We start from the raw sequence: 12,699 nt of genomic DNA on the forward strand, positions 1-12,699 counted from the left end.
TATGCTTCCTCAAGAAATCGTTCGTAAGAAACGTGAAGGCGAAGTCCTTAGCAAAGAAGAAATACAGTTCTTCGTAAAGGGCATTACCGACAATAGCGTAACCGAGGGGCAGATTGCTGCTCTGGCAATGGCTGTGTTCTTCAATGGTCTCTCCGTGAACGAGCGTGTTGCTCTGACACTTGGCATGCGCGACAGCGGCGACGTTCTCGACTGGTCTGACATCGATGCGCCAATCGTTGACAAACACTCCACCGGTGGTGTTGGCGACAACGTATCTCTGATGCTCGCGCCTGCTCTGGCTGCAAACGGTGCTGCTGTTCCAATGATCTCTGGTCGTGGCCTCGGTCACACCGGTGGTACACTGGATAAGCTGGAAACCATCCCGGGCTACACCGCAAAACCATCCAACGAACTGTTCCGCAAGGTTGTTCGTGACGTTGGCTGCGCGATCATCGGCCAGACCGGTGACCTGGCACCTGCTGACAAGCGCTTCTATGGCATCCGTGATGTGACCGCGACTGTTGAGAGCATTGATCTCATCACTGCATCTATCCTCTCCAAGAAGCTCGCTGCTGGCCTTGAAACTCTGGTTCTCGACGTTAAGTGGGGCACTGGCGCATTCATGGCAAACTATGAAGATGCAAAAGCTCTGGCAGAAAGCCTCGTACTTGTTGCAAACGGCGCAGGTCTTAAAACCACTGCGCTGCTGACCGACATGAACGAGTCTCTGGCATCTGCTGCTGGTAACGCGATCGAAGTTCAGAACGCTGTCGACTTCCTCAAAGGAACTCACGTTGACAACCGTCTGTGGGATGTGACCGTTGCAATCGGTGCAGAAGGTCTTGCCACGTCTGGTCTTGCTGACTCCGTTGATGACGGTAAGAAGAAGATGGAAGAAGCCTTCACCTCCGGCAAGGCAGCTGAAATCTTCGGCAAGATGGTTGGTGAACTCGGCGGTCCAAACGACTTCATGGAGAAGCCGGAAGCATACCTTGCCAAGGCACCAATCCAGCGCGCGGTTTATGTGCCGGAAGCATCCCTGATCACTGGTGTGAATGCACGTGCAGTTGGTCTGGCAGTTGTTGAACTTGGTGGTGGTCGTCGTGCCGCAGCGGATGAAATTGATCCTGCTGTTGGTCTGACAGACATCGCTGGTGTTGGCACAACTGTCGACAGCGAAACTCCAATCGCTGTGATCCACGCACACACCGAAGATCAGGTAGAGCGCGCAGAAAAAGTTCTGCGTGACGCATACTCCTTCGGTTCTGCAGCGGACGTTAAAGAGTTCGCCACAGTTCGTGACCGTATTGCGCCTTAATCCGCGCAGCAATAATTAACTGGCAGGACAGCCTCTCACCTCTATTAGAGCAGACATTATCTGATTGAGAGCTGTCCTCCAAAACGAAGGAAACGCGAATGCCACGCGCAATTTTGTGTGTACTCGACAGCTTCGGTATCGGTGCAGCCGACGACGCTGACAAGTTTGGCGATGTCGGCTCCGACACCCTCGGTCACATTGCTGATGCATGTGCAGAAGGCAAAGGCGATAAAGAAGGTCTGCGTAGCGGTCCTCTTTCCGTGCCAAACATGGATCGTCTTGGACTGGGCGCTGCTGCTCGTGCATCCACTGGCAAAGCTGTCAAAGGTCTGGATTTTGCGGGCACTCCGGAAGCCAATTGGGGCTACGCTGCTGAAGTCTCCAACGGTAAGGACACACCATCGGGCCACTGGGAAATCGCTGGCGTGCCGGTCACGTTCGACTGGGGCTACTTCCCGGATGAAAACCCATCCTTCCCTGCAGAGCTGGTCGAAAAGATCATCGAAGTAGGCGAACTGCCCGGCGTTCTGTGCCTGACACATGGATCCGGTACTGTTGTCATCGAGGAATTCGGTGAAGAGCACGTCAAAACCGGTAAGCCGATCCTCTATACCTCCGCGGACAGTGTTCTTCAGATCGCTGCTCACGAAGAGACCTTCGGCCTTGAGCGTTTGCTCGACCTGTGTGTGAAGTGCCGCAAGCTGGTTGACGAATACAACATCGGTCGTGTGATTGCCCGTCCGTTTGCTGGCTCAGTTGAAGCTGGCTTCGAGCGGACTGCAAACCGTCGTGACTACTCTGTTCTTCCTCCAGCTCCAACTGTTCTGGACCGTCTGGAAGGCGCAGGCCGTCAGGTGATCGGCATCGGCAAGATCTCCGACATCTACGCGGCGCAGGGTGTGACCAAGGTTCTCAAGGGTGCTGGCAACGATCAGCTCTTTGATCGCACGCTGGAAGCAATGGACTTGGCGAAAAACGGGGATCTCGTATTCTCCAACTTCGTCGACTTCGACATGCTTTACGGTCACCGCCGTGACGTACCGGGTTACGCTGCAGCTCTGGAACACTTCGACAAGCGTTTGCCAGAGATGGTCGAAAAGATGAACGACGGCGACCTGCTCATTCTGACTGCTGATCACGGTTGTGACCCAACCTGGAAGGGTACAGACCATACACGTGAACACGTGCCTGTTCTGGCACTGGTCAAAGGCGAGCAGGGCTCCGACATCGGAGCTCGTCCGACATTTGCTGATATCGGTGAATCAGTAGCCAAGCACCTTGGTATCCCCGCTGGTGAAAACGGAAATAGTTTTCTGTAGATCCATCAGGGAATTGTGAAAATAAACTGGGCAAGCTTTGTTTGCCCGGTTTAGTGTACCGCGATATATTTCCGAATTGCCTATGAATTGCAATCGTTAAGGGTGCAGGGAGAGGCACCCGTCGTGTTACATTAAGAGGGGAATGCAACATGCAGGCTCGCACGTTTACTGCTCAGCAAGATGGAAGTCTGACGCCTGAGATGAAACAGGCGTTTGAAGAAGATGGCTTTCTGATCCTTGAAGGATTTGCATCTCCGGAAGAATGCGACCAACTCAAAGCGCGCATGACCCGGCTGATTGACGAGTTCGATCCGTCAACCGTTGCGTCAGTGTTCGAAACCAATGCACAGACCCATGCGAAGGACGCTTATTTCCGTGAAAGCGGCGATAAGATCCGTTTCTTCTTCGAGGCTGAGGCATTTGATGAGACCGGTGCTCTGACCAAGGACAAACATCAGGCGCTCAACAAGGTCGGCCATGCTCTGCATGACTATGACCCGGTGTTTGAGCAGTTTTCACGCTCTGCGAAAATGCAGCGTGTTGCAAAAGACATTGGACTAGCCGAGCCATTGCTTGCCCAGTCCATGTACATCTTCAAACCGCCGCACATCGGCGGAGAAGTAAACAATCACCAGGACTCCACATTCCTCCACACAACCCCGTTGACCTGCACCGGTTTCTGGTTCGCTCTGGAAGATGCGGACGAAACCAATGGCGGGTTGTATGGTGTGCCGGGTGGTCACAAAGGACCACTTCGCCAACGCTTCCACTACAACGGTGAAGGCTTGGTCATGGAGACCCTGGACGAAACCCCACTCGAAAAATCTGCAGATGATGCAGCTCCACTTGTCGCCCCAAAAGGAACCCTTGTTATCCTCCACGGTCTGGTGCCACACAAATCTGCACCCAACCGTTCCGATAAATCCCGTCACGCTTATGCCTTGCATATGGTAGACGGTACGGCGAAATGGTCGGATGACAACTGGATTGTTCGGGCTAAAGACAAGCCAATGCATGGATTTTAAGAAATGAGACCAACGCAAAATGTGGTGCCACGTGCTGAATTGCACTGCCATATCGAAGGCGCAGCACCTCCAACGCTCGTAAGAAAGCTGGCTCAACGCTATGATGTAGACCTTGGTGATCTGTTTGACGCCAACGGAGCCTACAGCTGGCATGATTTTACAACCTTCATTAAACAGTACGATGAAGCCGCATCCTTGTTCCGTCGCCCAGGCGATTACGCAGAATTGGCGGAAACCTACTATAAGATGCTGGCAGCCGAAGGTGTGATCTACGCGGAAGTGTTCATCTCCCCTGACCACGCTGTCAAAGCTGGCCTGAGCTACAAATCCTATCTGGAAGGTATTGTAGCTGGTCTGGAACGCGCAAAGGCCGATACCGGCATTGAAGGTCGTCTGGTACCGCTCGGCGTGCGTCATGAAGGTGCTGAATCCGTTGAAGCTGCGGTCAAGGCCGTCATCGACAACCCGCACCCACTGGTGACCGGTTTCGGTCTGGCAGGTGATGAGCGTATCGGTCCGGCAAAGGACTTCGAAAAAGCGTTCGCAATGGCGGGGGAAGCAGGTCTCGGCCTCACAGCACACGCCGGTGAGTTTGGCGGCGCAGAAAGCGTGCGCGACGCGCTCGACTACCTGAAGATCACGCGTATTGGTCACGGTGTCCGCGCGGTTGAAGATGAAGCACTGGTCCAGCGTCTGGTGGATGAGGAAATCACCCTTGAAGTGTGCCCACAGTCCAATATCGCGCTTGGCGTATACTCAAACCTGCGCTTCCACCCAGTGAACCTACTGCGTCAGGCTGGTGTTCGCCTCACCTTGAACTCCGATGATCCGCCATTCTTCCACACCACACTCGGTCATGAGTACGTTGAGACTTCTCGTACATTTGGATGGACCTACGACATTCAAAAGTCCATCACCAAGAACGCGCTGGAAGCGGCCTTCGTGGATGAGGAAACCCGTACCATTCTTCTCAAGCGTTTGGAAACTCTCACAGCAGATGCATGAGTTTCTTCTTGAGTTGAGTGGGCATAAGCAGCAAAACTGGCCAAGCTGGGTTGCTTGTGCTCCAAAATTGAGAGCGTAGCTAAAAAAGCCCGTGCCTCCATAAAAAGGTGCGGGCTTTAGTGTGTAGTGATTACAAGCGGAGACTGGCCCTCAGCAGGAAAATACCTGAGGATCAGAGGATCTGTTTGATCGCTTCAAGCTCTCATGTATAAGCTGGTCAACCAGACTTCACTAAACCCGGTGAAACTAAAATTTGAGTGCTTTCCAAGCCTCATCAGGCAAAATGACAGGAACCGACGAAGATGGAGATGCAAGCATCGCAAGCTTTGTCCTTGCTCAATGCAAGAGCCGTGCGTGAACGCTCACATATGCTTTTGGAGCTGGGACTGCAGGGCGAACTTGAGCACTTTGCCGTCGATCTATCGCACCTGGCAGAAGCTGCTCGCAGAACACTCGCAGCGACCGATAACACCTATCCCGACAGGCAGATCCCGTTTCACGCCCGCTGGCGTCATTTTGAGACTGGCGGCGTAGACCGTTGGGCCATGCTGGCAGGGGCGCGCCGCTTCTCCGACGTGCAAGGCATGGGCCGTACTGCGTTCGATCTGGCAATCGTCTCCGCATTGCTCGATGCTGCCGCTGGCGACAAGTGGAAGTACCGTGAGGCGATCACCGGGGAGACCTTCACACGTTCAGAAGGTCTGGCAGTTGGCTCCCTTGCCATGTTCTCCGCAGGCTTCTTCTCCGATGAACCGTTGGACCCGCTCCGCGCAGATGCCATTACCTTGTTCCGGTTGGACAAGGATGAGCTTGCCGAAGGTTTGCAGGTAACCGACGAGAACGAGCTCATAGGTTTGGATGGCCGTCTCTCATTGCTGAACCGTCTGGGAGAGGCTGTATCCTTGCGTCCAGACCTGTTTGGCAAAGAAGAAGAGCCACGTCCGGGCGGTCTTTTTGATGTTCTTTATGAGGAAGGCCAGAAAGGACCGCTGGAGGCTGAACGTATTCTGGAAGTGGTGCTTGATGGTCTGGGGCCGGTCTGGCCCAACCGTGAGCAGATTGATGGAGTGATCCTTGGCGACACATGGCGTCATTCCAAAGTCACAGCTCAGGATAAAACCGACAAATTGGTGCCTCTGCACAAACTTTCTCAATGGATTGCTTATTCTTTAGTTGAACCTCTCTCGTGGGCTGGTATTGAGATGGCAAACATTGATGGTCTGACTGGCCTTGCGGAATATCGCAATGGTGGATTGTTCATGGACACAGGCGTGCTACGCCTGAAAGATCCGGTACAATCCTTGAAGAGACATGAAGTAAGTAGCGAGTTGATTGTTGAATGGAGAGCGCTCACGATTGCTCTCCTCGATAAGCTCGCGGACTGGATTCGGGCGGATTTGTCTGTATCGCGGGATCAGCTGCCATTGGCATGTGTGCTGGAAGGCGGATCCTGGGCTGCGGGACGACAGATTGCCCTTGAAAAACGCGGTGACGGATCTCCACCCCTGATGGTTATCAGCGATGGAACGGTTTTCTGATCCGGAACCTGCAACCAATTGCACCCGAGAAGATCAGGTGCCTAATTTAATAGAAGCACTGCCATGTACATGCTGACAAAAGGCAGCTGCACATACAAGACCCGATTGGGTTGAAAAAGAGGAACACGATGTCCGGCGCAACAGTAATCGCTCACCCGCTTGTCCAGCATAAGCTGACCCACATGCGGAGAAAAACAACTCCGACGCAGGACTTCCGCCGCTTGCTGCGCGAAATCTCCTTGTTGCTGTGCTACGAAGTAACACGCGACTTGAAGATGACTACCCAGACCATCGACACTCCGGTTGCTGAAATGGAAGCACCTGTTCTGGCTGGTAAAAAGCTCTGCTTTGCTTCCATCCTGCGCGCTGGTAATGGCCTGCTGGAAGGCATGCTGGAACTGATCCCGTCCGCTCGTGTTGCGCACATCGGTCTATACCGCGATCCTAAGACTCTGGAAGCAGTGGAATACTACTTCAAGGCTCCTCAGGAGCTGGATGAGCGTCTGGTAATCGTTGTTGACCCAATGCTGGCAACTGCAAACTCCGCAATCTCCGCAGTTGAGCGCCTGAAAAAGCGCGGTGCAAAGAACATGGTGTTCGTATGCCTGCTGGCAGCTCCTGAAGGTGTTGCGCGCTTCAACGAAGCGCATCCGGATGTGCCGATCTACACCGCGGCCATCGATGAAAAGCTCAACGAAAAGGGCTACATCATCCCGGGTCTGGGTGATGCCGGTGACCGGATGTACGGTACAAAATAAACCGACTTGGTTTAATCAAAGGCGTCAGGCATCAAGTCTGGCGCCTTTTTCTTGCAGAGCACCCTCAAGAAAGATAGACAGAAATATCAGAGGCGAAGCGCATCTCAAAACTGTGTATTCGTCCATTATGAGGTTCAGAGCGCTTTTGTAAGCTCAGACGCATAAGGGGATGGTGGAATGTCGATCAAAGCTCGTACCCGTATGAAGGTGTGTTGTATTTCAACAGCGGACGAAGCAGCCACCGCCGTTGCTTGCGGTGCCGATGCTCTCGGCCTTGTTGCCCACATGCCCTCCGGTCCCGGTGTGATTGAAGATGATCTTATTCATAACATTGCCCGACAGGTGCCACCGCCTGTTGCAACCTGGCTCTTGACCTCACGCAAATCTGCAAAAGATATCGTCGAACATGCACTGACCTGCGGCACCAACACAGTGCAGATTGTCAGTCCGATTGATCCTTCAGAGTATCACGAACTGCGTCTGGACCTGCCAGCCTGCACCCGTGTTGTCCAGGTGGTTCACGTGGAAGATGAATACTCCTTTGAAATCGCTCAGGAATACAGCCGAGTCGCAGATGCGATCCTGCTCGACTCCGGTTCCCCTGACAACGACGTCCTTGGCGGAGCCGGCCGAACCCACGACTGGGATTTAAGCCGTCATTTCGTTGAAAAACTTGATGTTCCGGTGTTTTTGGCTGGTGGTCTGACGCCGCAAAATATCATCGAAGCTATTGAGACCGTAAAGCCTTACGGTGTCGATGTTTGCAGTGGTGTTCGGGTCGACGGTCGCCTTGATGCAGGACGCATGGCAGAATTTGCTGCTGCACTTGCCTGTACCTGATGCTTAAAGTGATCTCCGAAAAACTTGTGCTTTGATTAGACGACTTGCCTTTTTCTTCCGCCCGACGGTATACCTGTAAAAGGTAATGGGCAAAATTCTGGGCGATATCTTGATGCACTTGTAAATCTGAGGTGTTGCACTGCCTGCAAGGAACGGGGGCGTACGTGCAGCGTTATATCTGGTTGGCGGCTATTGTTATGTGCGCCGCTCTCATTATCCCTCAGTTACTTGAAGATCGCTTGCTGGGCGTTGTGGAAGTGTATGATACACAATCAGAAAACGCCGCTGATTCCCCGTCAAAACGCATCACGCGAATTCGCAAATCCCCCAATGGTCACTTCATGGCCACAATAAAGATCAATGGTCATAAGACCCAAGCGTTGATTGACACGGGCGCAAGTCACCTTGCAATTCCGCAGAGTGTTGCCCGAAAAGCAGGCATAAGAGTGCGAAATGAGGACTTCACAGTCGAGGTGCGCACCGCAAATGGTATCACGTCAGGTGCAACAGCCTTTATTTCAAACCTCTATTTGGGCTCAATTCATATACGCAACGTTAAAAGTCTTATCCTTAAAGATGAAGCACTCTCGCAGGTTCTTCTGGGAATGTCTGCGTTGAACAGACTTGGCAAGATCACACTTGGAAACAAAGAACTCGTGATCACACCGAGATAAGCAATAAAAATGAAATCTGTTTCCTGCGGCCTTTGAATGGGCGGTATCCTTTTGTCTTGCTTGTACTAATTCTCGTTTCGTAGGAGGTTGGTAAGCAATGAATGACCTGAAGGGAGGCAGGTCAGTAGTAGAAAGGAAATGCGGTGACCATTCGTGATTTTGGTGAATTGGAGAACCGGCAAACTGTCAAAGAAGTGACACTGCGTGGTGGAAACCTCAGCGCAAGCATCCTCACTTACGGCGCAACAGTTCAAAAACTGTGCCTTGGCGATCGCATCCTCACACTCGGCTTTGACAATCTGCGCGACTATGAGCTGCACTCACCACATTTCGGCGCCACTGCTGGACGCTGTGCCAACCGCATCGCAAATGGTTGCTTTACAATCGGCTCAGATGAGGTCCAGCTCACGGTCAACGAAGATGGGCGGCACCACCTGCACGGTGGCCAGAAAGGCTTTGCGCACCGCGTCTGGACCATTGAGGAAGCCAGCAATGACAGCGTCCTGCTGTCGCTTGTCTCTCCTGATGGGGAAGAAGGCTATCCTGGTACGGTAAATGTCACCTGCCGCTACACCCTGACCAAAGATGACACGCTACGCATCGAGTTTTCCGGAACAACTGACAAGCCGACACTGCTAAATCTGGCCCATCACAGCTATTTCAATCTGGGCGATCATGCAGACATCACAATGCACCAGGTCATGATCCCGGCGCGCTCCTACCTTCCTGTGTCCGAAGACCTGATCCCCACGGGTGAAATCCTCGACGTGGCTGGCACCGCCTATGATTTCCGTGAGTTGCGCCAGATACAGGATGAACAGGATACCCGTTTCGACACCAACTTCTGCCTCAGACAGTTCCGTCTGGAAAAGCCGGAGTTGTCTGCTGTCGTGTTTGAGCCGGACACCGAACTCAAGATGGAAGTCTGGTCAACCGAGCCGGGCATACAGTTTTACGATGGTAGTTCGCTCAATACACCCGTTCCCGGGTTCAACGACAAAATGTACGGCCCCCGGGCAGGCCTTTGTCTGGAGCCACAATGCTGGCCCGATAGCCCAAACCACGAAGAATTTGCATGTTCCACGCTTCAGCCAACTGAGCGTTACCAACAAATAACAGAGTACCGTTTCATCTGATGCACCAGGGAAAGAAGTGCATCAGGCCCTGTAAAGGACGATAATAGTGAAGACCATCTTTTCGCCTGATCAGCTGCTGCACGACCCAGCCAACGAAATCTCCGACGGGAAACTGGTCCCCGCCAATGAGACACCCTCCCGTGCCGAAATCGTTCTTGAACACCTCAAGAAAGCCCGGTTTGGTGAAGTGCTCACGCCAAAAGAGTTTTCTCTGACTCCAATCCTGAAGGTACATGACGCCGATTATATCAGCTTCCTGCAGGATTTCTGGGCGCTGTGGCAGGCGGAAGGGCGCACAGAAAAAGAGGCCTTCCCATTCGTCTGGCCGGTCCACGGCCTCAGACATGATATCGTTCCTGATCAAATTGACGGAAAACTCGGGTTCTACTCTTTCGATGCTGGCTCACCTATGGGAGAGCACACATGGATGGCGGCGCGTAAGAGTGCTGAAACTGCACTGACGGGCGCTGATTTGATCCTCTCCGGCGACAACTCCGCCTTCGCGCTCTGCCGGCCTCCAGGACACCACGCCCACCGCCGCTTGTATGGCGGCTACTGCTTCCTCAACAATGCGGCTATCGCAGCCCAACACCTACGTGACCAAGGGGTGGGCAAGGTCACAGTCTTCGACGTGGACTATCATCACGGAAACGGCACGCAGGCCATCTTCTATGACCGTGCGGACGTGCAGTTCCTCTCCATCCATGCGGACCCGAAAGTTGAGTTCCCGTATTATCTTGGCCATGCAAACGAACGCGGCCTGAAAGAAGGGGCGGGGTACAATCACAACTATCCTCTTCCGCATGGCACCACATGGGACATGTGGGAAGAGGCCTTGGAAGAAGCCTGTCACAATATCGAGAAGTTCGCTCCTGACGTCATCGTGATCTCATTGGGGTTGGACCCTTTTGAGAACGATCCGATCTCCCAGTTCAAACTGAAGACTGATGACTTCACCAAAATTGGCAGCCGCATTGCCCGACTGGGTAAACCCACACTGTTTGTGATGGAAGGCGGCTATGCGGTCGGTGACCTCGGCATCAACTGCACCAAAGCACTGAGCGGATATCTGGATACTGTGAAGGTGGCATCCTGATCTCCAACCATGCCTGAAATCCATTTTTTGCGCAGCGGCGGGAGGATATCTTTCCCGCCAAGTGTGTCTTGCTGTATCACCCCTCTTGAAAGCGGCTTGCAATATGCGTACATCCTTGCGGACTGAGATTTCTTAAAGCGTATTCCCTAAGGTGGGGGACGGTTTTCGGATAACGACACAAGAGAATATGAGGGATTGAAGTGGTCTGGCCTGTTCCATAACAGGGCTGCTGCTTTAAGCGATCAAATAATGCCAGAACAAAAAAGTCCGCCAACAAGCCTGTTTTGGTTGTTTTTCAGCCCGTTTGGCCGCATTTCCCGCGAGCCATATTGGCTGGCGTTTGGCCTGATCTGGTGTATTTTGTTCATCGCGCTGAATATCACCGTCGGTTCTATGCAGGATACCTATATCACGTCCGGCACCACGGAACTGCCACTGGCAGAGATCTACAGCGACATGCTGTCCACCAATCCGTTGCTGTACCCACTCCTGCTCTTCACAAACTTCATTGTATTCATGCTGGTGATGAAGCGCCTGCAGGATCGCGGCATCACGGGCTTTGTTGCGCTGACACTCTTCTTGCCTTTCCTCAATCTGATTGTGCCAATTGTGGTTGGTTTCCTGAAGACCCAGGACGGTCCGAACAAGTACGGCCCTACGGCAAACAGCCGCCCGATCCGACCCAAAAGATAAGTTGCTCAATTGAGAATTTGCAGCGCTATGGGCCAATGAAAATCACGAAGTTCTGGCAACTCGTGATTGACCATCAGCCGCAGCGCAGCTACATCTCGGAGCATGACTGATACGCTTGCTCCTGCGGTACAAATCTGCCGCGACCTCATCCGCTGCCCAAGTGTTACCCCGGCTGAAGGCGGTGCACTTTCCACACTCGAAAAACTGCTTGCAGACGCCGGTTTCACCGTCTCCCGCGTGACGTTCTCAGATGAGAATACACCGGACGTTGAGAACCTGTTTGCCACCATCGGCACAGGTAAACCACACTTCGTATTCGCTGGTCACACCGATGTTGTGCCCGTTGGCGACGAAGCAGCATGGACCCACGGTCCCTTCGACGGAACTATCGCAGACGGCAAGCTTCATGGTCGTGGAACCGCAGACATGAAAGGCGGTGTGGCCGCATTCGCTGCCGCCGCAATCGACTATGTCAAAGCGCATCCAAACGGAATTCCCGGCCAGATCTCCTTCCTGATCACAGGCGACGAAGAAGGCCCGGCCATCAACGGCACAGTTAAGCTGCTGGAATGGGCAAAAGAGCAGGGGCAAGTATTTGACGCCTGCATTGTGGGCGAACCAACCAACCCGGATGCTCTCGGTGATGCAATCAAAGTTGGCCGCCGCGGCTCGTTAACCGGCACAATCAAAGTCAACGGCACACAGGGCCACGTCGCTTATCAGCATCTGGCCGATAACCCGGTACCGGGCATGCTCAAACTCTTGAGCGCTGTTGCAGAAGTGGAACTCGACGAAGGCAACGAGCGCTTCCAGCCTTCCAATCTGGAAATCACGACCGTTGATGTTGGTAATACAGCAACCAACATTATCCCGGCGCATGTCATGGCGAGGTTCAACATTCGCTTCAACGATCAATGGTCTGTCAGCTCTCTAAGCGAACACATCACGAAGCTGCTGAGTGATGCAGCGCCAGAAGGCCTTGACTGGAGCATTGAGTTCGCCAGAGAGGCAACCGACAGCTTCCTGACCCATGACGAAGCCCTGATTCAGACCTTGTCCAACTCCATCAAGACTGTCACGGGTCGCACCCCGGAACTTTCAACCGGCGGCGGAACCTCCGATGCGCGTTTCATCAAGAACTACTGTGCAGTTGTTGAGTTCGGGCTGGTCGGGCAGACCATGCACAAGGTTGATGAACACGTTGCTGTCTCTGACATCGAACAGCTCGCTGACATCTACCTCCGCTTCCTGCAAGATTACTTTCAAGCCTAGCAGATTTGAGAATTTTATATTTTGA

At 53.2% G+C, this 12,699-nt stretch carries 12 protein-coding genes; all 12 read left to right on the forward strand.

The genetic code is table 11. From position 1 onward, the window contains the following. The first annotated feature begins 1 nt into the window (after window position 1). The 12 genes from deoA to dapE all read left to right on the forward strand — a co-directional run bounded on the left by deoA (window position 2) and on the right by dapE (window position 12,674). The gene (gene deoA, locus IE076_RS19055) at window positions 2–1,318 is read left to right on the forward strand and encodes a thymidine phosphorylase (RefSeq protein WP_189438379.1); all 1,317 of its coding nucleotides are present in this window, start codon (window positions 2–4) and stop codon (window positions 1,316–1,318) included. Between the two features lie 98 nt (window positions 1,319–1,416). Then, a complete protein-coding gene (locus tag IE076_RS19060; RefSeq protein WP_189438380.1) occupies window positions 1,417–2,637 on the forward strand; it encodes a phosphopentomutase in 1,221 nt (406 codons plus the stop codon). A gap of 149 nt (window positions 2,638–2,786) precedes the next feature. Then, window positions 2,787–3,662: a phytanoyl-CoA dioxygenase family protein gene (locus IE076_RS19065; protein ID WP_189438381.1), complete on the forward strand. Its 876-nt coding sequence runs from the start codon at window positions 2,787–2,789 to the stop codon at window positions 3,660–3,662. Window positions 3,663–3,665: 3 nt separating this feature from the next. Beyond that, a complete protein-coding gene (locus tag IE076_RS19070; protein WP_189438382.1) occupies window positions 3,666–4,667 on the forward strand; it encodes an adenosine deaminase in 1,002 nt (333 codons plus the stop codon). A gap of 302 nt (window positions 4,668–4,969) precedes the next feature. Then, a complete protein-coding gene (locus tag IE076_RS19075; protein WP_189438383.1) occupies window positions 4,970–6,205 on the forward strand; it encodes a DUF1688 family protein in 1,236 nt (411 codons plus the stop codon). Between the two features lie 128 nt (window positions 6,206–6,333). Continuing rightward, the gene (gene upp / locus IE076_RS19080) at window positions 6,334–6,963 is read left to right on the forward strand and encodes a uracil phosphoribosyltransferase (RefSeq protein WP_189438384.1); all 630 of its coding nucleotides are present in this window, start codon (window positions 6,334–6,336) and stop codon (window positions 6,961–6,963) included. A 177-nt stretch (window positions 6,964–7,140) separates the two neighbouring features. Further along, a complete protein-coding gene (locus tag IE076_RS19085; RefSeq protein ID WP_189438385.1) occupies window positions 7,141–7,803 on the forward strand; it encodes a phosphoribosylanthranilate isomerase in 663 nt (220 codons plus the stop codon). 164 nt (window positions 7,804–7,967) lie between these two features. After that, on the forward strand, window positions 7,968–8,477 hold the full coding sequence (locus IE076_RS19090) for a retropepsin-like aspartic protease family protein (protein WP_209009273.1): 510 nt from the start codon (window positions 7,968–7,970) through the stop codon (window positions 8,475–8,477). 143 nt (window positions 8,478–8,620) lie between these two features. Further along, a complete protein-coding gene (locus IE076_RS19095; RefSeq protein ID WP_189438386.1) occupies window positions 8,621–9,613 on the forward strand; it encodes an aldose epimerase family protein in 993 nt (330 codons plus the stop codon). 46 nt (window positions 9,614–9,659) lie between these two features. Next, a complete protein-coding gene (locus tag IE076_RS19100; protein ID WP_189438387.1) occupies window positions 9,660–10,709 on the forward strand; it encodes a histone deacetylase family protein in 1,050 nt (349 codons plus the stop codon). A gap of 249 nt (window positions 10,710–10,958) precedes the next feature. Beyond that, on the forward strand, window positions 10,959–11,402 hold the full coding sequence (locus IE076_RS19105; protein ID WP_189438388.1) for a DUF805 domain-containing protein: 444 nt from the start codon (window positions 10,959–10,961) through the stop codon (window positions 11,400–11,402). A 102-nt stretch (window positions 11,403–11,504) separates the two neighbouring features. Next, window positions 11,505–12,674, forward strand: coding sequence for a succinyl-diaminopimelate desuccinylase (dapE, locus tag IE076_RS19110; protein WP_189438389.1), 1,170 nt, complete (start codon window positions 11,505–11,507; stop codon window positions 12,672–12,674). The last annotated feature ends 25 nt before the right edge of the window (window positions 12,675–12,699 follow it).

It is taken from the genome of Pseudovibrio japonicus (assembly GCF_014651595.1).
Taxonomy (GTDB): Bacteria; Pseudomonadota; Alphaproteobacteria; order Rhizobiales; family Stappiaceae; genus Pseudovibrio; species Pseudovibrio japonicus.

Excerpts from the sequence above, each read along its gene's own strand:
- deoA (WP_189438379.1), top strand. The coding sequence starts at position 2 with ATGCTTCCTCAAGAAATCGTTCGTAAGAAACGTGAAGGCGAAGTCCTT.
- IE076_RS19060 (WP_189438380.1), top strand. The coding sequence starts at position 1,417 with ATGCCACGCGCAATTTTGTGTGTACTCGACAGCTTCGGTATCGGTGCA.
- IE076_RS19065 (WP_189438381.1), top strand. The coding sequence starts at position 2,787 with ATGCAGGCTCGCACGTTTACTGCTCAGCAAGATGGAAGTCTGACGCCT.
- IE076_RS19070 (WP_189438382.1), top strand. The coding sequence starts at position 3,666 with ATGAGACCAACGCAAAATGTGGTGCCACGTGCTGAATTGCACTGCCAT.
- IE076_RS19075 (WP_189438383.1), top strand. The coding sequence starts at position 4,970 with ATGGAGATGCAAGCATCGCAAGCTTTGTCCTTGCTCAATGCAAGAGCC.
- upp (WP_189438384.1), top strand. The coding sequence starts at position 6,334 with ATGTCCGGCGCAACAGTAATCGCTCACCCGCTTGTCCAGCATAAGCTG.
- IE076_RS19085 (WP_189438385.1), top strand. The coding sequence starts at position 7,141 with ATGTCGATCAAAGCTCGTACCCGTATGAAGGTGTGTTGTATTTCAACA.
- IE076_RS19105 (WP_189438388.1), top strand. The coding sequence starts at position 10,959 with ATGCCAGAACAAAAAAGTCCGCCAACAAGCCTGTTTTGGTTGTTTTTC.
- dapE (WP_189438389.1), top strand. The coding sequence starts at position 11,505 with ATGACTGATACGCTTGCTCCTGCGGTACAAATCTGCCGCGACCTCATC.